20 protein-coding genes are annotated in these 24,672 nt (G+C 35.7%); 6 read left to right on the top strand and 14 right to left on the bottom strand.

Annotation, left to right across the window (positions count from 1 at the left end; genetic code table 11):
- Positions 1–206: 206 nt before the first annotated feature.
- Positions 207–1,199, top strand: a complete 993-nt coding sequence (gene asnA / locus ABEA36_RS06380) for an aspartate--ammonia ligase (protein ID WP_345489984.1) — start codon at positions 207–209, stop codon at positions 1,197–1,199.
- A gap of 61 nt (positions 1,200–1,260) precedes the next feature.
- Here the strand turns inward: asnA and sppA are convergent, their stop codons facing one another.
- The 6 genes from sppA to pcnB form a co-directional block, all read right to left on the bottom strand.
- Positions 1,261–3,111 carry a signal peptide peptidase SppA gene (sppA, locus tag ABEA36_RS06375; RefSeq protein ID WP_345489982.1) on the bottom strand — a complete coding sequence of 617 codons (1,851 nt, stop codon included), beginning with the start codon at positions 3,109–3,111 and terminating at the stop codon, positions 1,261–1,263.
- 239 nt (positions 3,112–3,350) lie between these two features.
- Positions 3,351–4,172: a bis(5'-nucleosyl)-tetraphosphatase (symmetrical) ApaH gene (gene apaH, locus ABEA36_RS06370; RefSeq protein WP_345489979.1), complete on the bottom strand. Its 822-nt coding sequence runs from the start codon at positions 4,170–4,172 to the stop codon at positions 3,351–3,353.
- Positions 4,173–4,174: 2 nt separating this feature from the next.
- Positions 4,175–4,984: a 16S rRNA (adenine(1518)-N(6)/adenine(1519)-N(6))-dimethyltransferase RsmA gene (gene rsmA, locus ABEA36_RS06365; RefSeq protein ID WP_345489977.1), complete on the bottom strand. Its 810-nt coding sequence runs from the start codon at positions 4,982–4,984 to the stop codon at positions 4,175–4,177.
- Between the two features lie 2 nt (positions 4,985–4,986).
- Complete coding sequence (gene surA / locus ABEA36_RS06360; protein ID WP_345490895.1) at positions 4,987–6,279, bottom strand: peptidylprolyl isomerase SurA; 1,293 nt, start codon at positions 6,277–6,279, stop codon at positions 4,987–4,989.
- A gap of 51 nt (positions 6,280–6,330) precedes the next feature.
- Complete coding sequence (lptD, locus tag ABEA36_RS06355; RefSeq protein ID WP_345489975.1) at positions 6,331–8,703, bottom strand: LPS assembly protein LptD; 2,373 nt, start codon at positions 8,701–8,703, stop codon at positions 6,331–6,333.
- A 99-nt stretch (positions 8,704–8,802) separates the two neighbouring features.
- On the bottom strand, positions 8,803–10,212 hold the full coding sequence (gene pcnB / locus ABEA36_RS06350; RefSeq protein ID WP_345489973.1) for a polynucleotide adenylyltransferase PcnB: 1,410 nt from the start codon (positions 10,210–10,212) through the stop codon (positions 8,803–8,805).
- Positions 10,213–10,473: 261 nt separating this feature from the next.
- On the opposite strand from pcnB, the gene serC reads away from it, so the two are divergent.
- Positions 10,474–11,556: a 3-phosphoserine/phosphohydroxythreonine transaminase gene (gene serC / locus ABEA36_RS06345; protein ID WP_345489971.1), complete on the top strand. Its 1,083-nt coding sequence runs from the start codon at positions 10,474–10,476 to the stop codon at positions 11,554–11,556.
- 82 nt (positions 11,557–11,638) lie between these two features.
- The gene (locus ABEA36_RS06340) at positions 11,639–12,559 is read left to right on the top strand and encodes an alpha/beta hydrolase (RefSeq protein WP_345489969.1); all 921 of its coding nucleotides are present in this window, start codon (positions 11,639–11,641) and stop codon (positions 12,557–12,559) included.
- A gap of 37 nt (positions 12,560–12,596) precedes the next feature.
- Here ABEA36_RS06340 and ABEA36_RS06335 read toward each other — a convergent pair whose 3' ends face one another.
- The 5 genes from ABEA36_RS06335 to ABEA36_RS06315 form a co-directional block, all read right to left on the bottom strand.
- The gene (locus tag ABEA36_RS06335) at positions 12,597–14,804 is read right to left on the bottom strand and encodes a TonB-dependent siderophore receptor (protein ID WP_425571896.1); all 2,208 of its coding nucleotides are present in this window, start codon (positions 14,802–14,804) and stop codon (positions 12,597–12,599) included.
- 244 nt (positions 14,805–15,048) lie between these two features.
- Positions 15,049–15,228 carry a hypothetical protein gene (locus ABEA36_RS06330; protein WP_345489967.1) on the bottom strand — a complete coding sequence of 60 codons (180 nt, stop codon included), beginning with the start codon at positions 15,226–15,228 and terminating at the stop codon, positions 15,049–15,051.
- Positions 15,229–15,232: 4 nt separating this feature from the next.
- Positions 15,233–16,366 carry a succinyl-diaminopimelate desuccinylase gene (gene dapE / locus ABEA36_RS06325; protein WP_345489965.1) on the bottom strand — a complete coding sequence of 378 codons (1,134 nt, stop codon included), beginning with the start codon at positions 16,364–16,366 and terminating at the stop codon, positions 15,233–15,235.
- Positions 16,367–16,369: 3 nt separating this feature from the next.
- Complete coding sequence (locus tag ABEA36_RS06320) at positions 16,370–16,720, bottom strand: ArsC family reductase (protein ID WP_345489962.1); 351 nt, start codon at positions 16,718–16,720, stop codon at positions 16,370–16,372.
- 4 nt (positions 16,721–16,724) lie between these two features.
- Positions 16,725–17,177 (bottom strand): YaiI/YqxD family protein, encoded by a 453-nt coding sequence (locus tag ABEA36_RS06315; RefSeq protein ID WP_345489960.1) that lies wholly within the window; start codon positions 17,175–17,177, stop codon positions 16,725–16,727.
- A gap of 260 nt (positions 17,178–17,437) precedes the next feature.
- Between ABEA36_RS06315 and ilvI the strand changes: the two genes are divergently transcribed.
- Positions 17,438–19,156: an acetolactate synthase 3 large subunit gene (gene ilvI, locus ABEA36_RS06310; RefSeq protein WP_345489958.1), complete on the top strand. Its 1,719-nt coding sequence runs from the start codon at positions 17,438–17,440 to the stop codon at positions 19,154–19,156.
- Complete coding sequence (ilvN, locus tag ABEA36_RS06305; RefSeq protein WP_345490890.1) at positions 19,153–19,650, top strand: acetolactate synthase small subunit; 498 nt, start codon at positions 19,153–19,155, stop codon at positions 19,648–19,650. The genes ilvI and ilvN overlap by 4 nt, the downstream gene beginning before the upstream one ends.
- Positions 19,651–19,696: 46 nt before the next feature.
- On the opposite strand, the gene cyaY is transcribed toward ilvN, so the two are convergent.
- The gene (gene cyaY / locus ABEA36_RS06300) at positions 19,697–20,008 is read right to left on the bottom strand and encodes an iron donor protein CyaY (protein ID WP_345489956.1); all 312 of its coding nucleotides are present in this window, start codon (positions 20,006–20,008) and stop codon (positions 19,697–19,699) included.
- A 254-nt stretch (positions 20,009–20,262) separates the two neighbouring features.
- Between cyaY and ABEA36_RS06295 the strand changes: the two genes are divergently transcribed.
- Entirely contained in the window at positions 20,263–22,434 is a 2,172-nt protein-coding gene (locus ABEA36_RS06295) for an extracellular solute-binding protein (protein WP_345489954.1), read from the top strand.
- Between the two features lie 142 nt (positions 22,435–22,576).
- On the opposite strand, the gene ABEA36_RS06290 is transcribed toward ABEA36_RS06295, so the two are convergent.
- Both ABEA36_RS06290 and ABEA36_RS06285 read right to left on the bottom strand, forming a co-directional pair.
- Positions 22,577–23,806 carry an MFS transporter gene (locus ABEA36_RS06290; RefSeq protein WP_345489952.1) on the bottom strand — a complete coding sequence of 410 codons (1,230 nt, stop codon included), beginning with the start codon at positions 23,804–23,806 and terminating at the stop codon, positions 22,577–22,579.
- Between the two features lie 17 nt (positions 23,807–23,823).
- Positions 23,824–24,651 (bottom strand): MBL fold metallo-hydrolase, encoded by an 828-nt coding sequence (locus tag ABEA36_RS06285; protein WP_345489950.1) that lies wholly within the window; start codon positions 24,649–24,651, stop codon positions 23,824–23,826.
- Positions 24,652–24,672: the final 21 nt, after the last annotated feature.

The raw sequence follows: 24,672 nt of genomic DNA, 5'->3' as shown, positions 1-24,672 counted from the left end.
TGATGAGTAGGTCGGCCGTTTCATATGGTTAAATTGACCATTGACGATAGTACAGTGAACGAATCAATCACAGGTTTTTATCGTTATTTATGTGTTAACTTGCTAAATTGCATAAATATAAATGAGATTAATTTGAATAATTCTGTTTTCTGGTTTATTTTATTGCATTAAATTTATTGATATAGATAGGTATTTTAAGGAATAGTATGCAGCTCTCATTTAAAGAAAGACAACAACGAATCTCTTTTGTGAAATCATTTTTTGCTCAAGAACTTGCCGATAAACTATCACTCATCGAAGTGCAGGCTCCGATTTTGAGCCAAATTGGTGATGGTGTGCAAGACAATCTATCCGGTAGCGAAAAAGCCGTACAGGTAAAAGTAAAATGTATTCCAGACGCGAGTTTTGAAGTCGTTCACTCATTAGCAAAATGGAAACGTAAAACACTAAGTCTTAATCATTTCTCTGTGGGTGAAGGCTTATATACCAATATGAAAGCATTACGTCCTGACGAAGATATGTTATCACCAATTCATTCTGTATACGTTGATCAATGGGATTGGGAAAAAGTTATTTCAGCTCAAGATCGTACTATTGCGTTTTTAAAATCAACCGTTGAAAACATTTACCAAGCGTTAAAACAAACAGAAGCAAAAGTGGCTCAACAATACGGATTAACACCATTTTTACCACAAACTATTACATTTATAGATAGCGAAAGTTTATTACAACGTTATCCTACTTTTTCGGCAAAAGAACGTGAAAATGCGATTGCTAAAGAGTATGGTGCTGTCTTTATCATTGGGATTGGTGGTGATTTATCGAATAATGAAAAGCATGATGTTCGTGCTCCCGATTATGATGACTGGAGTACTAAAAATGAAGAAGGTCATTTAGGGTTAAATGGCGATATTATTGTTTGGAATCCGGTTCTTAATAGTGCTTTTGAAGTTTCATCTATGGGAATTCGCGTCGATCCTGCCGCATTGGAAAAACAGCTCAAATTAACGAATGATGAAGGCCGTTTACAATATGATTGGCACAAAGCGTTAATGAATGGTCAATTATTACAAACAATTGGTGGTGGTATTGGACAATCACGACTTGCTATGTTACTTCTCCAATTAAAACATATTGGTCAAGTTCAATCGAGTGTTTGGGATACTAACACTAAGCAGCAGTATAGCGATTTATTGTAATTTATTTTTTTGATGACCAATATAAAATGGGCGCTGATTTCAAGCGCCCATTCTTTTGTCTTTATTTTATGTCTGAACAATTTAAACAGTAAACATATCGATTTTGTGGGTCTGTCAAATTATCCCAAAAAGCAAGATGCTGTTGTAATTGGTGAGAAGCTGGTAGTTGCTGATAAATAAGCTCTAACGCTGATTTTGGTAAAAGCGCAGAGTAGCCACCAAATAGTTCAACCAGTAAACTACTTTCTTGTTTTTGCCAATCGATAGTATACTCTGATAAACCTGCTAATTCCGCCGCTTTCACAATTGCGTCATCAAAATCACCTAATTGATCAACAAGGCCAATTGATTTTGCTTCTTGCCCAAGCCATACTTGACCTTGTGCAATGTGATCAACACTGTCATATGACATCATGCGGGATTCTGCCACTAATGAGACAAAATTATCATAACCATTTTCGATGTTCATTTGAATAAGTTGGTTAACTTCATCAGGCAAGTCTTGTGCAACATTGACATCAGCCAAGGGGGATGTTGAAACGCCATCGGTGTAAACACCAATATGAGCTAATGATTTTTCAAACGTTGGTATAACACCAAATATACCAATTGAACCCGTTATGGTATTAGGGTTAGCAATGATATAATCAGATTGAGTGGCAATCCAATATCCGCCAGATGCAGCCATCCCCCCCATTGAGACTACAACAGGAATGTCTTTTTGTCTTAAACTCACAATTTCACTTCTAATTGCTTCAGAAGCATAAACACCACCGCCCGGGCTATTAATTCGTAAAACAACGGCATGAACATTATTGTTATTACCAATTTCTCTTAATTGATTGGCGATAGTATCACTACCAGCAATATTACTAGCCGATTTTCCAGTACTTATCGTACCATCAACAAATACCACTGCAATAAGAGGTTTAGTCACTTTTGATGATGTTAATTGGTTGTTAAATGAGCGCATTCTGTTTGGAAACAGCTGGTAGTTGTAAATACTGAGCTGTGGGGCATAGTTAAAACTGGCATCTAAAATTGTATTCGCTTGATAAGATGAAAGCACTTTATCAACAATACCATTGTCCAATGCATACTCACTCATACTACCAGATACGGATTTTAAACGAGATAACATTATTTTTGGCGCAGGCACTAAATCATCGGTTTCTAAACCTCGATAATCAGCGATTTCATGTAAATAATTGCCCCACATTGTGGTTAGCCAACGCGTAGTATTTTGTTTTGCAGCATCAGACATGTCGTCGCGAATAAAAGGCTCAATGGCTGATTTATAGGTGCCAACTCTAAATACATGGGTATTAATTTTCAAGTTATCAAATAACGATTTAAAATAGAAATTATTTGTCGCAAAACCATACAACGATACGCTACCTTGATTGATTAAATAGATCTCGTTTGCAATACTTGCTAGATAATACTGTTTTTGATCAAAACTACTACCAACAGCATAAATCGGTTTACCCGCATCTTTGAATGCCATTAAATATTTAGCTAAATATTGTAAGGCAGGGAGATCTGCTCCTGCAAAATTATCTAATTTTAATATAATCCCCTTAATTCCGGGATCATTCGTTGCTTGATCAATTTTTTGAGTAAGTTCAAATAAACTATTTTCACGAGTCAAATCAGGTTTATCATTATTGAGTTTTTTAGTGATATTATAAAGTTCTTGATCACTTGTTGTGACATCAACAATAATCCCTTCAATATCCAGTACTAATACACCATTTTGTGGTGTTGAGCTGGTACCGCTTGAATCGCTTAACAGCCCTATCAGCATTAAAATAATAACAAAAAATATGAGATTTAAAAAAATCTCTCTAATTACGTTAATGGTTTTCCAAATATATTTAATACCGGTTCCAATTGCGCGCCAAAAAGACATAGTAAAACCCTATCAAGTCATCGTTATTATGAAGATTCCCAATGTTGTCAAAATAATATGTTAAAGGATGTTTTTGACACAATTTGGGGTAAGTCTTTCGACTTACAGCCTATTGTTTTATTTATTGTTACAATAATTGTGTGAAGATAACACAACCACCTTTCATGAGCATCCTATCATAGATAAGCGTAACGCAGAAATTTATTGTGTAGGAAGGTGTCGATATTCGTTATTTTAGTTTAATCAAATTTATGATCTTTATTACGTTTCTTAAAATATTGCTTATCTTCCCATCTTAGGCAAGTAAGCTTTCCTCCCCAACAGCAACCTGTATCAAGCGCATAGATTTGTTCAGGCGTTCCTTTACCTTTTAACGAGGCCCAGTGACCAAATGCTATACTATATTGGGATGGAATTTTTGAAGGTAATAAAAACCATGGTTTTAATTTACTTGGTGCATCAGCCGGTGAATCTTTGCAATAAAAATCAAGTCGACCGTCTTCATAGCAATAGCGCATTCTTGTAAACGCATTTGCAATATAACGCAATCGGTCAAGGCCACTTAATTCATCACTCCAAGAATCTGGGAAATCACCATACATCGCATCAAGAAAAACCGGATAGGTATCGCTTGATAATACGAGACTAAGATCTCTGGCACATTTTAATGCTGTTTCCAAATCCCATTGTGGTGAAATTCCAGCGTGTGCCATGATTAAATTTAACGATTCATCAACCTGTATTAAGGGCTGCTTGCGTAACCAATCAATTAATTCATCACAGTCTTCAGCGGCAAAAATTTGACTAATGTGATCTTTTTTATGGTTTTTTGCAATCCCAGCATAAACGGCGAGAAGATGAATATCATGATTCCCTAATGTTAAGCGAATTTGCTGGCTATGTTGTTTAACAAAACGAAGAACATCAAGTGAATTTGGACCTCTTGCCACTAAGTCACCAGTTAACCAAATAGTATCATTCTGGTTAAAATCTGCTTTTTCTAGCACACGCATAAACTCATTATAACAACCGTGAATATCACCAATGAGTAAATTTGCCATGATTATTGGCTCATTGCGCTATGTGCATTAGCCAATTCGCAATATTGCTGTAGGCTAAGATTTTCGGCTCGCAAATCAAGGTTAATATTAAGCTTAGTTAATTGCTCTGCATTAAAAAAGTGTTCTAAACTATTTCTAATCGTTTTACGACGTTGATTAAATGCAGCTGTTGTTATGCGTGATAAAGACTTAATATCCTCAACAGGGTATGGAATATTTTTATGTGGAATTAATTTCACTACTGCTGAATCAACTTTCGGTGCAGGCTTGAATGCTGAAGGTGGAACTTCAAGTACTGGAATAATTTGGCAATAATATTGAGCCATCACACTAAGCCGACCATACGTTTTTGAATTAGGTGCAGCAACTAAGCGGTTAACTACTTCTTTTTGTAACATGAAATGCATATCGCTAATAGCATGTGTGTATTCAAATAAATGAAACATAAGTGGTGTTGAAATGTTATAAGGTAAATTACCAAATACTCTCAACGGTTGACCTAGTTTTTTTGATAACGCTGTAAAATCTATGGTCATAGCATCTTGTTCAATGACGGTTAATTTATTTTTTAAAAATGGATTTTCAATTAATCGAGTGGCTAGGTCTCTATCAATTTCAATCACAGTGAGATGATCAATGCGATCACTGACCGGTAGCGTAAGGGCAGCAAGGCCTGGGCCAATTTCAACAAGCGCTTGATCATTTTTAGGTTGAATAGCTGCTACAATGTTTTCAATGACGGAATCATCTTGTAAAAAATTTTGGCCAAATCGCTTGCGAGCGAAATGGCCTTGGTGTACACGTTTATTCATTATTAATTTTCTTCGCCTATAATTTTAATGTAGGCATCACCCCGAAGTTCTTGAACCCATACTTGCAATTCTTCTGTAAACTTACGATTAAATATCAAACGATAAGCCTGATCTTTTTGAGCCAGATCAGTTCGGTCAACATTGCGTCTATCAATAAGTTCAATTAAATGCCAGCCAAAAGCAGATTTGATTGGTTGACTAATTTCACCTTTCTTTAGTTTAGCTAAACCTTTTTTAAATGCTGGATCATATCGATCTGGGTTATTCCAACCTAGTGCGCCACCTTTATCTGCTGAACCAGGGTCTTCTGAGTAAGTTTTAGCTGCTGATTCAAATGTGGTTGTTCCATCTTTAATCGATTGGCGGATATCAAGGAGTTTTTGTTTAGCCATTTCATCCGTCACTAAGACATTCGTTTTAATGAGAATATGTTTAGCATTAACTTCTTGTACAGTAACCGTTTTTGCTGCTTCAGCGCGTGTGCCATCAACTTTTAAAATATGATAACCAACACCTGAACGTAATGGGCCAATAATATCGCCTTTTTGAGCACGTACTAATCGTTCTTCAAAGATTGATGGTAATTCATTGAGTTTATGCCAACCCATACTACCACCTTTTAGCGCATTATCATCATTAGAATATGATGCTGCAAGTTTAGCAAAGCTTTCGCCTTTTTGTAGACGAGTTATCACATCTTTTGCTTTGGCTGTCGCATCATCAAGCTGTTTTTTAGTCGGGTTTTCAGGAATTGAAATCAGGATATGACTAATATTGATTTCACGGTTATTCGTTGGTTGTTTTGCAATGGTATTGGCTAAATCTTCAACTTCTTTATCACTGATAGTGATTCGTTGTCGAACTTCATTCATCCGTGTATGATCAATCATCATATCGGTACGCATTTTATCACGATAACTTGAATAACTCACACCAACACTTGATAAATAACCACGTAATTCATCAAGTGTCATCCCATTTTCTTTAGCAATATTTCGGATTGTTTCCGTTAATTCTTCATCACTTACGGTGATTTTTGATTTACTTGCTTGCTGTAAAATAAGATTTTCAATAATTAAACGTTCAATAATTTGATGTTTTAATGTTGCGTCATCGGGTAAGTTTTTAGGGTCGGTGGTTGCTTTGATATTTTTGAGCATATCATTAACATCACTTTCTAAAATCACATTATTGTTAACTACTGCAACGACACTCTCAACGACACGAGGTGCAGCATTAACAGTTAAAGGTATAAACAAAGTCACAAACAAAATAGCGAGTAATTTTTTAGTCATTTTCTGTAGTTTTATCATGTTAATATCATAATTAATTAGACAACAAATTGATTAATTAGTTCCGTAATCTTCTTCAAATGCGGTTTTATACGGTAGTAGACCAAAATCCAACATCTTTGCTGTCGAGTTATTGTTTTTGGTTAGTCCACGCAGCTCAAAATTAATCGAGAATTTATTTTCATACTGACTTTCCCTTGAAACATTATTCCAGTCAGTAATTTTACGACCATATTGCAGGCTCACCCCCCAACAACAGTCGGCATAATGAACACCGACAAAGCTATCTGCAGTTTGACCATTATTTAAATCATAAAATAATGAACCTACAACACTCACACTCTCAGTGATTGGCCATGCTGACATAATACCCATTTGCGAGATATTTTGTTGGTGGTAAGGTGTCGATTTATTGGAAATACCAATGCTATCAATATAGTTTTTGTTCGCATAGCGGTAAGATAATTGGATTAATTTGTCTTCTGCTTTGCGATATTCAAAAATCGCATTTGCCAGTGCGACTTCATTAATACGTGTATCATATTGCATACCACTACGGAAAATCATATCTTTATTGATTCGCCAAAATGCATCTGTCGCCCACGTAACACTACCCGTATCACTATTGCGATCAAGATAGGAAGCACTATCGCCCGTTCTTGATTTTTCAAAATAATAAATTTGCCCTATGGATAAATTAAATTTTTCAACTTTGTTTTCGTTATAAAAACGAGTTGTCACACCTGTTGACAGTTTATTTGCAGAAGCAATGCGGTCTAAACCACTGTACGACAGATCTCTAAATAAGCCAATATAATCAGATTGTAGTAATGAAGAATCATAATTACCAATTTGTGATTGGTCACGATATGGAATGTAAAGGTATTTAATTCGTGGTTCTAAAGTTTGAGTGTAACCATCAAAGAAGCTCGTATCACGCTCGAAAATAACCTTACCATCAATACCAAATTTAGGCATAATACGGTTCACATCTTTTTTCAAATTGGCATTTTGGCTAGCATCTGTAAAGTCTTGATTATAATGGGTCGCCAATATCCCTGCTTGTGTCGTCACCGATGCCCATGAGGATAATAGGGTGTAGTCAACAGTGGGCTCAATATGAAAACGCCATGTTTTAGGATTATCTTTACCCGCACTAACAAAATGCGATACTTGACCAAAAGCATTAAAACTAAAATCCTCAATATCATTATTATAATAGCGAATATTTAATTGTGGCTCGGTATGATAGAGATCATCTTTTATGTTATCTCTTAACGCTTGGAAATATTTATAACTTAAACCTACATCCCAATATTCATCAGTATAACCAATTTGGTAATGTTGTGTTAAATAGCCATCTGTTTCTGACGCATACTTAGAACCTAAATCATTGATATATTGGTTGTCACTTACTCTTGTTGCATCGACAGAAAAACGCCAGTTATAGTTAATTAATTCTTCATTTTTCCAGTGGAATAACCAGCGATAGTTATTATTACTATAACCACTTTTGTTAGTGTCTTTGCGGTCTTTGCTATAAAGATCATCGTGTTCTAGCCAGTCAAATGCAAGTGTTCCAAGTCCCAAATAATTCAAATATCGCATTTCAGTCTGTAACTGCACCCCACGGCGTTGAATAAAACGTGGCGTAAATGTGGCATCATAATTTGGTGCAATATTCCAATATAATGGTAATGTAACATCAAGACCATCAATACTATCATAAGATAGGGTAGGCATTAATAACCCTGAACGACGTTTATCACCTGTTGGTAATTGTAGGTAAGGAGAATAGAGCACGGGTACACGGCCAACTCTAAATACCGCATTCCAAACCTCTAACAGTTGTTCTTGATTGTCATGAATAATCTCAGAACCTTCAATGCTCCAACTACTGTTATTGATTGGGCAAGAAGTAAAACTACCATTATTTAAAACAATATAACGATTGTCAGTAAACTGCATATTATCTGCACTACCTCGACCCAATCGACCAACCAAATGATATTGACTATTTTGAATTTGAATATCATTTGTATCCAGATTCATTTCGGCTTGTTCACCTTTCATTTGGATTAAATCGTCTTGATAAGCAATATGGCCGTTAATAACAATATTTCTATTTTTGTTATCGGATTGATCTAAAATAAGTTGGTCTGAATTAACTGTACGATTACCTTGTATTACCGAAACATTACCTTTATAAATCGCTTGATTTGGTAAGGATACTTCGAAAGTATCTGAGGACACTTCGACGGGTAGGTTATTAACATCACCTTTAACAAGGGGGCGATTGTAAACAGGAACATCAACAAGACATTGGTTAGTCGATACTGTCTTAATAACAGAATTTGCAAAACTATCCTGACTATAAATCGATAGACATACCGTGACAGCAATAAAAGATGGCGTTAATTTTTTCATTCGTAATTAGCTATAATCACCTCGTAAATTCAATCGCGACATTATAGCGTTAAATTGTTAAAGTGATAACTAATAACTTTGCCATCTGACAATTTTTATTTATTGACTACTTTTATTGGTTGAGCGTGCCCGGGTATTTTTAGACTTTCGGTATTTATTATTGTGCTTCTTTTCAGCGCTAATGACTTGTGTAATCATCTGTTCTCGATTACTTTGTTCACTGTGCTGATATTCATCCCACCAAGTTGCTAATTCAAGTAATTCACCTTTTTCAATCGATGCGCGTAACTCAAGTAAATCATAACCTGCTCGAAATTTAGGATGCTCAAAAACGGCTTTCACTCGTTTTAAACTACGTTTATTCAAACGAAGTTGTAATCGCCAAATATCGCACATGACCGCTGTGAGTCGTTTTGGTATAGAAATGGTTGAACACTGTTCACCAAGTATATCATGCATAGCAAGATCAAAAGCATCATGATAAGTGAGTCCACTTTCTAAAATCAGTGATTGAGTCTGCTCTGATAATGGATACCACAGCATTGCTGCAAATAAAAATGCGGGGTTAATTCGTTGATTATTTCTAATACGATAATCTGTATTTTTAAGCGTTTGTTCAATCATCTGTTCAGCATGACTTAAATGCAATTTTGTGTGTTGCTCGGGACTTGATAATAAACGCGATATTGTTGGGAAAAGTGGCGAAAATAACCCATATTTTCTTAACAATAAATACGTTTGATAACCATAACCCGTTTGCAGTAATTTAAGCGATTCATCAAATAAACGCGCTGAAGGAATATTTTTTAGTAAAGGTGCTAAATTTTTAATCGGTGCAGCCGACTGAGCATCAATGGTCATATCCAATTTTGCGGCAAAACGAATCGCTCGCAACATACGCACTGGATCTTCCTGATAACGTGTTTTAGGATCGCCAATTAAGCGAATAACCCCATTTTTGAGATCGTCGACACCATTGCAGTAATCTCTGATCGAAAAATCTTTGACACTATAATATAAACTGTTAATGGTAAAATCGCGGCGAACTGCATCTTGTTCTATTGTTCCATAAACATTATCACGCAGTAACATTCCTGCCTGTGATCGTTTTGATGCATTAGTATCTAATTGCGTTTCACTTGCGTTATCATTTAAATCGGCATGTTCACCCCGAAATGTAGCCACTTCAATGATCTCTTTACCAAACATAATATGCGCTAAGCGAAATCGTCGACCAACTAAACGACAATTACGGAATGACTTTTGGACCTGTTCTGGCGTTGCATTTGTTGCGATATCGAAATCTTTAGGCGTCTTACCTAACAGTAAATCGCGTACACAGCCCCCAACGAGATAGGCTTCATATCCTTGTTTATTTAAGCGGTACAAAACTTTTAAGGCATTTTCGCTAATCGATTGCCGAGAGATATTATGTTGTGAACGCGTAATAATCTTCATTACAGGTGAACTTTCAACTGATAAAGATGGCAGAGTTGAGAGTGTTTCCATGGATGATTTTTCGGCAATTTGAGGGCTAAAAAGCTTACGATAAACTTGTGATACGCGCTTAAAAATAATGAACTCCAGAAGCAATAATTAGGTCTGTAATAAAATTACTGCTAATTATAGCTCAACATATTTAATTAGCAAAATATCTTTCAAGATAGATAATTATTATTGCTTTGCATTGCCTTTGTAAAATTCTGTACTAAAATAGAAATTTCCGATCTTTGTTAACGACTTATGATTTTATTAAACGGGCTGCATAATATGAAAACGTATAATTTTAGTGCGGGGCCAGCTATCCTTCCCCAAGAAGTATTAAAACAAGCACAAGCTGAATTTTTAGATTGGAACAATACGGGAGCATCCGTAATGGAACTCAGTCATCGAGGTAAAGATTTTGATGAGTGTGCAATTGAGGCTACACAAGATTTACGCGATATTTTGCAGATTCCACACAACTATAAAGTGTTATTTTTACAAGGTGGTGCTAGAGCGCAATTTGCGGCTGTCCCGTTAAACATTTTAGGCAACAAAACCAGTGCAGATTATATTGATAGCGGTTATTGGAGTAAATGTGCTGCCGATGAAGCGGAAAAATATTGTAAAGCCAATCGTATTGATATTAAAACGGTACACGAGAGTAAAATTGCCTTACAAACTATGGCTAATTGGAACGTCAATTCTGATGCAGGTTATATACATTATTGCCCCAATGAAACAATTGATGGTTTAGCGATTTTTGAAGAACCCAATTATAACGATAAAATCGTTGTAGCAGACTATTCTTCATGCATTTTATCAAAACCAATCGATGTCTCACGTTATGGGATTATTTATGCAGGTGCACAAAAAAATATTGGGCCATCGGGTATTACAATCGTTATTGTTCGTGATGATTTATTGGGGAAAGCCAATAAAATGTTGCCGTCAGTGTTAGATTATACTGTTGAAACAAAACATGACTCAATGTTCAATACACCCCCAACATTTGCTTGGTATATGTCTGGTCTTGTTTTTAAATGGATCAAGCGACTTGGGGGGTTAGCTGAAATGGAAAAACGCAATCAACATAAAGCATCAATGCTTTACCAGTATATTGATAGTTCTGATTTTTATCATAACAACATTGCTACCGCTAATCGTTCTATTATGAATGTTCCTTTTGTTGCGCCAACTGAAGAATTGAATAAATTGTTTGTCAGTGAGGCAACTAAAGCTGGAATTATTGGTATAAAAGGACATCGGATTGTCGGTGGTATGCGTGCATCTCTTTATAATGCAATGGATATTAAAGGGGTTAGTTATTTGGTTGATTTCATGAAGCAATTTGAAAAAACACACGGTTAATTGAATCGTTTTTATATTTATTTAAATCAAAATTTGCCCGCTATGCGGGCTATTTTATATTAAATGTTTGAGTAAACGCTAAATGCAACGTCAATTACTTTACTGGCTACTGTTATGTAGCAGTGTACTATTTTTTGTGGGATGTTCAGATAAGTCATTACATGGCTATAGCGTTGCGCCATCACTAGAAGGGAAAACGTCCATTAAAATATTTCATTCAAAAAAATTGGGTGATTACAAATTATCGATTTATAGTCCATCAGTTAAAGCTCCCTCTCAAGGCTGGCCAGTGATTTATTTACTTGATGGCGATAGTTTTTTTAAGCATGCCAGTGAGATGATTCGTCAACAAGCAATTATAGTTTCAATTGATTACCCAACAACAAGTCGTAGAGATTTAGATTATTTACCTAAACCGCCAGAGCTGTCACTCGAAATTTTATCAAATGGCCAAATTAATATTCCTAAAGCATTTGGTGGTGCAGATGAATTTTTAGCATTTTTGCAAACAGAATTAAAACCATTTGTTTATAAAAATTATCATGTTAATGATCATAAGCAAATTATCTTCGGTCATTCCTATGGTGGGCTATTTGTATTACATACTTTATTCACCCAACCCGATGCATTCTCTGATTATATTGCATCAAGTCCATCAATTTGGTTTAGTGGACGTTACATTATGAAAGAAGCGACTTATTTTCTTGAGCAATTACATGTACAGCAATTGAATACATCTGTGACTTTACATCTTTCAGTAGGGGAGTATGAGCAGTCATTAACAGGACAAGAGGGGTTTAGATCTGATATTGAAAAGCAGTTACGGTTAAAACATATGCAAAATCGTCGAATGGTTGATAATACAAAGGAGCTTGCGCAAATGCTTATACAAGCTAATAATCCTAATCTTGAGGTGACTTATCACGTTTATCCGCAACAAACCCACCAATCCGTCCCAGTACTTGTGTTACAAGACCGTTTGCCTCACATGTTAAAAAAATAGGAGGCTGTGCCTCCTATTTAGTTCAATGAAAACCATGCTAAAACGAAATGTTGGTACTGATATAAAATGTACGGCCAGGTTCATTGTACGTAGCCGCGCCAGCGCCATCAATCGTTGTCACACCCGCACTATTTTTTACTGCAGCGGCATTACCAGATCTAAATAAACGCTTATCAAATATATTATCAATGCCTGCTGTGACAGCAATATTCTTATTAAATTGATATTGTCCGCTTAAATTAACAATTGAATAGGGGCTTAATTGATTAGATGAGCTTCCACTCACTGGATCACCATTAAAGTCATATTTTTTTGGTTTTTGACGACCATACCATGTGATAGATGTTTTTAATGATAGCGCATCAGTAGCTTGCCAACTTAGCGATGAGTTTAATGTGAATTTAGGGATAATTGATAGATAATCACCAGTTAGTTTATTTTTGGTTTTTAACATCCAAGTTAAATTATTACTCCAATTAAGTCGATTGGTAATTGGTAAAGTGAAATTACCTTCAAGACCTTCAACTACAGCTCGAGGTACATTACTCCACTGGAATATATTGGCATTTGCATAGTTAGGGTTAGTCCCACCTTCTGCTTGACCAATAGCAGTTAAACCCGACTCAATTTTATTATGATAATCATTACGGAAATAGGTTATTCCAGCTACTAAAACGTCATTATTGTGAAATTCTATACCGATCTCTTTATTAACACTGGTCTCTGGACTTAAATTTTCATTACCGATTAAATAACAGCTTTTACTACTCCCACCAGGACAACCTTGACCACGACTATAAAGCAAGTAGTTAGGATTTGATTGGTATAGATTTGGTGATTTATAAGCTCTAGCAATGCCCAGTTTCAAAGTAAAATAGTCACCTAACTCTTGAGATAGATTAAGCGCAGGGCTCCAATTACTACCAGATAGACTATTATAGTCAAATCGCAGTTCAGGCGTTAAAATCGTTGTAGATGTTAATTCAATATTATTTTCTACAAACATTGCATAAGCACTAGCCGAAGATTTTGTTGATCGGTTTGTATCACTTATCCAACTCACAGAACCTGCTTCCGTTGTCGTTTGAGTATTCGATGTTGGATCATCTAATTTTTGATAATTATATTCAATACCAATTGTAATGGTTTGTGGTTTAAATAAAATTAAAGGTATATTGGTTTCATTATGTAAGGTGAGGTTAGTATACTGGCTCGTGCTCAATTTATTTGAAGCAAAGATACCTTCAGTTCCTCCAGCTAAACCTTCATTTACTCGGCTGTTATTAGTCTTTTCATATTGGATATAAGATAACGAACTAACACCACTTTCCCAATAACCGCGATGCGTTATTGAATAATTTTGACGGTATAAACGATTTGTCTCTTGATCATACAAGCCTTTAACATATGAATTAGTGTTTGTATTTTGTGTATCTCCTGCATAAATATTGCCTTGACGACTGTAACCTGCTTCAAAGTCTATCGATTGGGTGTCGCTAATATCCCAACGGATTAAACCATTAATATCTTTATTTCGTACACCTTCTCGGCCTGCAGGAAACGTTCCTAGATTAGTCCCTGTTCGCGTTGATTCATGACCTTGGTTAATATCCCATGCATCGGCATCTGTTTTATTTAAGTTACCATATAATCTAAAACTCAATTGATCAGTTAACCCACCGGTTAACATAAAGTCAGTGCGTTTTGTAGCACCTTCCTTACTATGACTAGGAAAACTTAGATAGCTATTGATTGAACCGTGAAACTCGCCTGTGGGTTGTTTTGTCACAATATTTACAACACCACCAGCCGCACCATCACCATAACGAGCTGCAGCCGGACCACGGATAACATCAATGCGTTCGACCAGATCTGCGGGTACCCAGTTAGTATCTCCACGTGTATCACGCTCACCGCGCCAGCCATAGCGTACCGACATACGGCTCTTAACAGGTTTACCATCAATTAAAATTAACGTATTTTCAGGCCCCATACCTCGAATATCAATTTGGCGATTATTACCACGTTGACCGCTGGTTGAATTACCAGTTAAATTAACGCCAGGCATGGTCCGAATAATTTCAGATAGATCATTTTTAGGTGGTGATTTTTGAATATCTTGCGCTGTGATGGTCGATGCACCCAGTGCTTGACGCGTTTGTTCCGCGGCTGTTATCACTATGACATCATCTGGTTCCGTATTTTCAATATCTTGAGCGTAAGCACTACCACAACTCAGACTGATTAGTAATGATAAAAAGTAAGTTGATTTAAGTTTAGACACGACTATAACCCTATTATGTAAATAATAATCGTTCTCATTATCTTTAAAAAAAAAGAAATGTAAATAACAATTTAGCGTAATCTTTTATAACTATTTATGCTGTTTGATGTCAAATATCTAATCGATAGGGTGAATTTTTCCGTTAACAAAATTATCGTAAATACTATTGTATAAAAAAGACCTCATCGAGGCCTTATATTTGATATTATTTAGGTTTATTATTTTGGGGCCAATCATCATCGTCATCATATGGAATGGGTTTAATTCCTTTTTTCTTTTTCAAGTATTCTTTAAAACTGAGTTTATTTAAATCTTTAATGGTATTAATGAAAACACCCAATAATATAATTAAAATAATCCACCAATAGTCTTTTAACCATTCCATGATATTACTCGCTAAATAATCGTTCTAAAATTTGTTGATAAATGGCTTTTAATTTGACAATTTGATCACAATGCACATGTTCATTAACTTTATGAATAGTGGCATTGATTACACCGAGCTCAATCACCTGACAACCCATTTTAGCGATAAAACGTCCATCAGAAGTACCACCACTCGTCGATAGTATTGGATTAATATGCACAATATTATTAATTGCTTGGCTTGCTGTTTCTGTCAGCTTACCTTGCTTTGTCAAAAATGGTTGACCAGATAAACGCCAATTCAATGTATAGTTTAAATGATATTTTTTAAGAATTGTCTCAACGCGTTCTTTAATGATTTGATCCGTTAATTCACTGCTAAAGCGAAAATTGAATTGGACCTTTAAATCACCTGGAATCACGTTTTCTGCACCTGTACCGCCATTAATATTGGCGATTTGCATCGATGTTGGTGGAAAATATTGATTGCCTTGATCCCATATAGTATTGACTAATTCATTTAAAGCCGGTGCGAATCGATGAACAGGATTGTCGGCTAAATGAGGATAGGCAACATGACCTTGTATTCCATGTACCACTAAATTAGCTGTAATTGAACCTCTGCGACCATTTTTAATTTGATCGCCGACAGTTTTTTCACTAGACGGTTCACCCACGATACAGTAATTAATCTGTTCTTGGCGCTGAATTAGTGCTTCCACCACTTTAACGGTACCATCAAGCGCATCGGCTTCTTCATCAGAAGTTAATAAAAAGGCAATACGTCCTTTGTGATATGGATATTGTTTAACATAATCTTCAGCAGCACATACCATCGCAGCAACACCACTTTTCATATCGGCAGCACCACGTCCGTATAAATTTCCTTCATCATCAATCGTGGGTTGGTAAGGCGGGAAACGCCATTTTGATTCGTCGCCAGCCGGAACAACATCAGTGTGGCCTGCAAACATCAATGTTTCACCTTCACCATGATAAGCCCATAAGTTTTTAGTCTGGTTAAAATTAAGCTCTTCAATCGTAAAGCCCAATGCTTTTAACCGAGCGATAATGATTTCCTGACATGATTTGTCATCTGGACTTACTGATTTTTGTGCAATCAGTTGTTTAGTTAATTCTATTACAGATTCAGACATAGATTAGTTCTCAAAGAATTGTTGATAACGTTCAGCAGAAAACCCGGCAATCGCATTTTGACCATGGACTAAAATAGGGCGTTTAATTATCGATGTATTTTCAAGCATGACCGCTTTTGCTGTTGTTTCATCAACGACGCTATTACGCGATGCTTCATCAAGTTTACGCCAAGTCGTGCCTTTTGTGTTCAGTAATGTTTGCCAGCCAAGTAAGTCTAATAAAGTTTGTAACTGTTCAGCATTGAGTCCATCGGTTTTATAATTATGAAAATGGTAATCAATATGTTGTTCATCAAGCCAATTAAACGCTTTTTTCATTGTGTCACAATTTTTAATACCATAAATTGTTATCACCAGATTACTCCTTATTAAATTGTGTTATTAATCTATCTAATTGGTTTGCAAATTGCTCCCGATCTTTTGCTGAAAAAGGCGCTGGACCACCAGACTGGATACCACTTGCCCGCATTGTTTCCATAAAATCACGCATTACTAAGCGTTCTTTTATTGTTTCAAGTGTATAACGTTCACCTCTCGGGGTTAATACATTTGCGTGTTTATTTAATACATCAGCCGCTAAGGGAATGTCAGATGTTACTACCAAATCATTGGGTTGAACAAGTTTAACGATTTGATTATCAGCAATATCAAAGCCTTTTTCTACCTGCATCATTTTTATATAAGGTGATGGAGGGAGTTTCAACCATTGATTAGCAACTAATGTCACCAAAATCTGTTTACGATTGGCTGCGCGGTAGATAATGTCTTTTATCGGATTCGGACAGGCATCGGCATCGATCCATATTTGCATAATATCCCTTAATTTTAAATTATAAATAATTATAACAGTTGGTAGATATAAAACCAATAAAGTCGATACGGACAATACGATATCCATCATTAGTGGTAGGGTAATGGGCTGATAGTGTGAATAGTCATGCTAACCAAAAAATTAGCACCTAATTTAAGCATGTTGTACTTAACAATTTTAATTTAATCATTATAATTCTATCTATTCTTAATCAATAAACATGCTCTTATCATTTGAAAAGAGTCATATTGGAGGCAGGCATGGCAAAATTGTCAGGCGCAGAGATGGTAATTCAATCCTTGGTTGATCAGGGAGTTAAACAAGTTTTTGGTTATCCAGGTGGTAGTGTTCTTGATATTTATGATGCTTTGCATACGTTAGGCGGTATTGAGCATGTTTTGGTTAGGCATGAACAAGCAGCAGTCCATATGGCTGATGGTTATGCAAGAGCAACTGGCGATGTTGGTGTAGTGTTAGTCACTTCGGGGCCTGGTGCAACCAATACAATAACGGGCATTGCAACAGCTTATATGGATTCCGTTCCGATGGTTGTGATTTCAGGCCAAGTCGCTAGTCATTTGATTGGTTATGATGCTTTCCAAGAATGTGACATGATTGGTATTTCACGTCCAGTTGTAAAGCACAGTTTTTTGGTAAAGAAAACGGAAGATATTCCTGAAACAATAAAAAAAGCGTTTTATATTGCTTCAACAGGTCGACCTGGCCCCGTCGTTATTGATTTACCCAAAGATGTGATGAATCCTGCATTAAAGTATACTTACCACTATCCTGAGTCGATAACCATGCGTTCTTATAACCCGACCGTCCAAGGACATAAAGGGCAAATTAAAAAAGCGCTAAAAGTCTTAATTAATGCTAAAAAACCAGTGTTCTACATTGGTGGCGGGGTGATTACGGCGGATGCGACTAGTGCTGTTAAAAAACTAGCTGAAAAACTGAATCTGCCTGTTACAACAACATTAATGGGAATTAGTGCTTTCCCTGGTACGCATAAACAAAATTTGGGTATGCTTGGTATGCACGGTGTTTACGAAGCAAATATGGCAATGCATAATGCAGATGTGATTTTAGCCGTTGGAGTCCGTTTTGATGATCGTACGACTAATAATTTAGCAAAATATTGCCCAGAAGCAAAAATTTTACATGTTGATATTGACCCAACCTCAATTTCAAAAACCGTTATGGCAACCGTACCAGTTGTAGGAGATGCCAAATTTGTTGTTGAAAATATGCTAGAACAATTGGCTGATGAAACGCCTAACCGTGATTTAGATGCATTAGTTAACTGGTGGAATCAAATTGAACATTGGCGTGCAAAGCACTGTTTATCATATAGTCATGATGGTGATTTAATTAAACCACAAGAAGCCATCGAAGTCCTTTATAAGCTGACCAAAGGCGATGCCTACGTTACAACGGATGTTGGCCAACATCAAATGTTTGCTGCTCTTTATTACCCATTTGATAAACCTCGCCATTTTATTACGTCTGGTGGTTTAGGTACGATGGGTTTTGGTTTTCCTGCTGCGTTAGGTGTGAAGTTGGCATTCCCTAAAAAATGCGTTGTTTGTATTACGGGCGATGGTAGCATCCAGATGAATATCCAAGAGCTTTCGACTGCCTTACAGTACGATTTACCTGTCATCATTTTAAATTTGAATAATCGTTTTTTAGGTATGGTAAAACAGTGGCAAGACATGATTTACGCAGGGCGTCACTCTAGTTCTTATATGGAATCATTACCTGATTTTGCAAAAATTGCACAGGCATATGGTCATGTCGGTATCTCAATTAAAAAACGCAGTGATTTAGAGCCAATGATGAAAGAGGCTTTGGCAATCAAAAATAAACTAGTGTTCATTGATGTTATGACTGATGCAACAGAGCACGTTTACCCAATGCAAATTCGTGGTGGGGCTATGAATGAAATGTGGTTAAGTAAAACGGAGAGAACATAATGCGTTATATTTTATCGATACTTATTGAAAATGAACCTGGCGCGTTATCTCGTATTATTGGGTTATTTTCTCAGCGCGGTTTTAATATTGAAAGTGTTACCGTTGCACCTACAGAAGATCCAACGATGTCACGCATGACAATTCAAACAAGTGGTGATGCTCATGTACTTGAACAAATTCAGAAACAGTTACATAAGTTAGTCGATGTATATCGTGTTTATGATTTAACTGAAGGGCCACACGTTGAACGTGAAATTATGCTCATTAAAGTTGCAGCAAAAAGCTCACAAGCTCGTGATGAAGTTAAACGCTGTGTTGATATATTTCGTGGTTCAATCGTTGATGTTAAAGCAACCCAATATATAGTTCAATTGGCAGGAACAAGCGAAAAACTAGAGTCATTTTTAAATGCGATTCGTGAAACTTGTGAAATCATTGAAATGGTACGATCGGGGATTGTTGGATTATCACGAAGTGATAAAACAGCGAAATAACGAATGTTAAAGATTAAATGATAAGAAGGCGCGTTTAGCGCCTTTTTTAATGACTAATTTGATCTTTGATCGACTCATCAAAAAGTTGACGAAAGGGAACGCCGCTACGACTACACAACCAATCACCATCTTTAAAATCAAAATGGTATCCTTGTCTACGCGTCGCCATCCAGATCTGTAATAATGGCTCTTGTGTATTAATAATAATTTTACTTTGGTTTTCAAAGGTAATGGCAATCACATTACCATGGCTCTCGTAGTCAATATCAGTATCATACTGCTCTGCATATTCATCAAGTTGTTGCTCAATGTCTTGAAAAAGTTGGTCAGAACGCTCATGAAATTCGGTTATATCCATGCTATATCTCATTATTTGTCATACTATTTGAGATTATTTTAACATAGTTCGATGACTTTGTATTAAAGACAATTGCGATTCACCATCGTTATTAATAATCGTTGAGATTATGATTAACGCATTATTTTCAAGTGATTGATATAAAATTGTAATAATTCATTAAAGAGTGTAATGCTCATTTTAATCACAAGAAAAATTAGTGTTATAATCTTGTTAATGGATTCATATATATTTTTAATAGGAGCGAATAGAACGTGCCAACAATTAAGGATATTGCAACAATGGCAGGTGTTTCGCATGGTACAGTATCAAATGTACTTAATGGGCGAGGAAATGTCAGTGCCAAAAAAATTAAACTTGTTGAAGATGCGGCGCAAAAGCTAGGCTACCAACTTAATTTGCAAGCTAAAATCTTAAAAGAAGGATCGGCGAAAACCATTTCAGTCGTGTTACCTAATATTACCTCCGAGCAGTACTCAAATTTATATGATGGCTTATTTAGTAATTTAAATTTAAAAGGCTACGAGTTAGCACTGTATTTAACACATGATGCAAAAGAACTTGAGTTAAAGTTTATTCAGACTATTGCGACTAAACGTGATTCCGCAATTATTGTTGTTACTTGCTTAGACAGTGCTGAAGATTATTATCAAACGATCAAAACAGATAAAAATAAAATTATCTTTGTTTATCGAAAGCCTGTTGATGCAGAACAGTTTATTTCTTTAAATTTTGAACAGGCTGGTAAAGATATTGCTGATGCAATCATTCGAAACGGCTATCATAATATTGGCGTATTTACCAATTCCGATAAAAAGAGTTATTCTAATTTATTAAAAAAAGGCTTAATAGATCAGTTTAAACAGTTAAATTATCCATTTAATTTGCATAAAACAGAGTCATTGCCCGTTGAAAGTAATTACAGTTTAGCATTTAGTTTTTTTGCAGAACAAAGCGAAAAACTTGATGCGATAGTGACGAGTGATATCGAACGAGCTCACTATATTCGTAATGCTAACTATTTTGGCAGTCTCAATCCGTGTCCACCGATTTATACGTTATCAAATAAAAATTTGTTTTTAGAAGATAGCTTTTATCAATATCAAATGAATTATGCCATGCTGAGTATTAGCATTGTTGATATGATTGAAGGCAAGTCGCTTGTGCCGCTAGATAATCAGGGTTTTTTAGCTTTACCTGAAAAATCGCCGGCATTAGATTGTAATCAGACGATTAATTTTTTAATTTTACCAAGTCCATCAACCGAAGCTGTACGAAAATTATTACCGCATTTTAAGAAAGTCAGCGGTATTGATGTCAATCTTATCGTTAAACCATTTGATGAAATTTATCGGTTAGTTAGTGAATTGGAACAGCATAAAAATATTGATATTATTCGTATTGATATGGCAAGTTTACCATGGTTTGCCCGTTCGTCTTTTAAGCCACTTAATGAATTAAATATTGATTTGAATGAGATGCTAAGCCATTATTCAACAGAAATTATTGAGCGCTTTAGTTATATTCATGAGACAGTATACGCGATACCATTTGATCCGAGTATCCAAATACTGTTTTATCGACGTGATCTGTTCAATGATCCATTAATAAAGCGACTTTATTTTGAACGGTATCGGCAAAATCTGGATATTCCAACAAATTTTACTGAATTTGGTAAGGTTGCAGAATTTTTCAATCAACAACTTAACGGTGAATCACCAGTTGAATTTGGGAGTTGTGTCACACTAGGGAACACAGAGATTGTCGCTTCAGAGTTTTTACTACGTTACTATGCCCATGGCGGTAAACTAATAGAAAATGAACATATTATATTAAACCAGGATATCGCGTTAAAAACTTTGCAAGAATTTAGTCAATTTAATCAGATTGCTAAAAATTTGGATGCTAGTTGGTGGCAAGAGTCAGTGAAACAATTTGAACAAGGTCATTTAGCCATGTTAATTGTTTATATGAACTTATTTTCCTATATTTCTTGTAAAAATATTTTACCGTTAATTGGTTATACGGCAGTGCCGGGTAATACACCATTGTTTGGTGGTGGGTCTTTAAGTATGTCTAAATATAGCCAAAAAAATGCGGCTGTTGCTAAATTTTTTAACTGGTTCTTTTCTGAAGAGATTAGTGAACAGATTGCGCTATTAGGCGGTTCGACAGCTCGCGACAATATTTTTCAAAATCAGCAAATTATGAATAGTTATCCTTGGTTTAATATTGCCCATGAAAATTACCCTAATGGTATTCGAGAAAATCATTTGGCAAATGGTAAATGTATCGATCTTCGTCAAGTTGAAAACATTATCGGTAAACATATTAAGATGTGGGTTAAGCAAGCGTTTAGCAGCGAGCAAACGATCGAATTATTAAATGAGGAATTGAGTCAAAATAGTGAGTTATTAATTCATTAATTTAATATGTTAAAAAAGAAAAATTGCTAATAACCCATGAAATTATTAGCAATTTAAGTTACTTCCTTGTAACAAGGCGTTTATTATTATTGTTATTTTTTTATTATTATTGAGTCCAAATTTTCATCATGTTGCAAATTCATTAAGAATTTGCTTCTTCTTTTGGTTTCATTAGGACATCTTTATCATTAAAGAAAATCCAGAAACCAATGGTCACTACTACAGCAACAATTGCCGGATAAATCCAGAACTCTTGCCATTGTGATGCTGCTGCTGGCATAGCTTTTTCAGTAACAACACGGTTATTGATAAAGCCACATACTGATGCTGCCATAAATACACCAAAGCCATTAGATACGATAAAACGTAAGCCTTGTGCCTGTGCTTTAATACCCGGTCCTGCTTTTTTATCTACATAAATATCACCTGCAGTAAAGAAGAAGTCCCAACATAACCCTTGTAGTAATAATGCGCCAACGATGTATAAGAAGTAATGATCTGACACTGCCGCTTGAGATAAGATTAAGCTTCGAATAATCCAGCTGATTGCGCCAAATAAAATGACCTTTTTAAAGCCAAAACGACCAAGTAAGAATGATAAAAACACCATAAAGATAACTTCAGTTGCAATAGCAATTTGCATCATTGTTGCTGGGTCTAAATTCAATACAGGTAAGTAAACTGGTAAATATGCACTATAAGCTGTTTTCGGAATCATTAAAATAAACGTTGAAAACATAAAGATTGAGAAATATTTATCTTTGAATAGTGATAATGCATCTAAACATAAAATTTCACGCATAGAGATTTTTTTGTTTTTAGCAGATGGCGGTGTATTCGGCAATGTAAAGCAGTATAGACCATACAGTACAGAAGCCCCTGCAGCTAAAGTAAAGGTATTGGTAGTTTTCGCAATATCAAGTACTTTATCACCCATTGTGAAACCAACAGTCATAAAACCTATTGTGCCAAATACACGTACGATAGGGAACCATTTCACGCCATCAATATGTCTAAAGCTAACACTGTTTGCTAAAGCAGTCGTTGGATAGAATAGCAAGCCAACAATGAAAATCATCATTAAGAAGCCACTTTCATTATGGTTAACGACAAAGCTAGGTAATAAGAATAAAACACCAGCATTGATAATATGCAATATACCCATCACTTTTTGTGATGCAATAAAGCGGTCAGCAATCATACCAACAAAAAGCGGGGAAATGATGGTTGCAATACCCAACATTGAATAAGTTGAGCCTACAATTTCTTTTAATCCATAAGCGGCAAGTACTGCTCCGATCACCATATTCCATGCTCCCTGCACGAAATATTGTAAAAACATCATAACCAGTAAACGAGGTAATTTAAACATAGTTAATTCCATTATTATTAAATTGTTTTGATCAAGCCATCATAGGCTACTTCAATATTGTGTGGTTTAAAAATTTCAACAAGTTCATCATGCATAAAGCCACTGCTATGTGAATGATGAGATGTTAATAACTGAGTTTCACTATGGAAAATACCATCATCAAGCATACGTTTTTGTGCAGATAAAACGGTTTCAATACTCATGTGATTATCAGTGCGATCATTGTGTTTATACCCATAGGTACATTCAAAAATTGCTAAGTCAATTTTCTTACCACTGTTTTTTAACCATTGCCATGTCAATTCAGGAAAGTATCCAGAATCATGACCATAAAGCATGGTTTTACCATCTTTCTCAATAAGATAGATAAAACAAAATTCCCATTTTGCATGGTTAGAAAGCAGGGCTGTTACTTGATAACCACTTGAAGTCGTTACGGTTTGGTAAGGGACCATTAAGTTAAATACAAAACGTTCTTTACTGTAGCCAGGTAAAACAGCCAATGTGCCATTTATTGCAATATCATTGCCATAGATATAAAGAGGGTGAGTAATATTGAATCCGTAATCAACCATGCGACTGAACAGATCACCAACATTAAAATGATCAGGGTGGGTATGTGTAAAAAGTAGATCTTTTATTTTGGTTACGTCAACATTTTCACGCATTACTTGATAACTGAATTCTGGTGCTAAATCAATTTGCATTACATCATCAATTACCAATGCGCTACGAGTTCGTATATTTTTTCCTTTTAAACTGCGCGTTTTTTCACAAATTTCACATTTGCAAAACGGGTTTGGAATCCCCTCAGATGCCGCAGTTCCTAAGAATTGAAGTCTCACATTGCTCTCCTATTTATTGAG

It is taken from the genome of Orbus sasakiae (assembly GCF_039542345.1).
Classification (GTDB): Bacteria; Pseudomonadota; Gammaproteobacteria; order Enterobacterales; family Orbaceae; genus Orbus; species Orbus sasakiae.
The sequence above is the reverse complement of the archived record's forward strand: the minus strand, read 5'-3'. Positions and strand labels throughout refer to the sequence as shown.

Coding starts and splice junctions, on each gene's coding strand:
- rsmA (WP_345489977.1), bottom strand. CDS start 4,984: ATGAATAAACGTGTACACCAAGGCCATTTCGCTCGCAAGCGATTTGGC.
- ABEA36_RS06340 (WP_345489969.1), top strand. CDS start 11,639: ATGCAACGTCAATTACTTTACTGGCTACTGTTATGTAGCAGTGTACTA.
- apaH (WP_345489979.1), bottom strand. CDS start 4,172: ATGGCAAATTTACTCATTGGTGATATTCACGGTTGTTATAATGAGTTT.
- asnA (WP_345489984.1), top strand. CDS start 207: ATGCAGCTCTCATTTAAAGAAAGACAACAACGAATCTCTTTTGTGAAA.
- cyaY (WP_345489956.1), bottom strand. CDS start 20,008: ATGGATATAACCGAATTTCATGAGCGTTCTGACCAACTTTTTCAAGAC.
- ABEA36_RS06330 (WP_345489967.1), bottom strand. CDS start 15,228: ATGGAATGGTTAAAAGACTATTGGTGGATTATTTTAATTATATTATTG.
- ABEA36_RS06315 (WP_345489960.1), bottom strand. CDS start 17,177: ATGCAAATATGGATCGATGCCGATGCCTGTCCGAATCCGATAAAAGAC.
- ABEA36_RS06290 (WP_345489952.1), bottom strand. CDS start 23,806: ATGTTTAAATTACCTCGTTTACTGGTTATGATGTTTTTACAATATTTC.
- pcnB (WP_345489973.1), bottom strand. CDS start 10,212: ATGGAAACACTCTCAACTCTGCCATCTTTATCAGTTGAAAGTTCACCT.
- ilvI (WP_345489958.1), top strand. CDS start 17,438: ATGGCAAAATTGTCAGGCGCAGAGATGGTAATTCAATCCTTGGTTGAT.
- dapE (WP_345489965.1), bottom strand. CDS start 16,366: ATGTCTGAATCTGTAATAGAATTAACTAAACAACTGATTGCACAAAAA.
- sppA (WP_345489982.1), bottom strand. CDS start 3,111: ATGTCTTTTTGGCGCGCAATTGGAACCGGTATTAAATATATTTGGAAA.
- lptD (WP_345489975.1), bottom strand. CDS start 8,703: ATGAAAAAATTAACGCCATCTTTTATTGCTGTCACGGTATGTCTATCG.
- surA (WP_345490895.1), bottom strand. CDS start 6,279: ATGACTAAAAAATTACTCGCTATTTTGTTTGTGACTTTGTTTATACCT.
- serC (WP_345489971.1), top strand. CDS start 10,474: ATGAAAACGTATAATTTTAGTGCGGGGCCAGCTATCCTTCCCCAAGAA.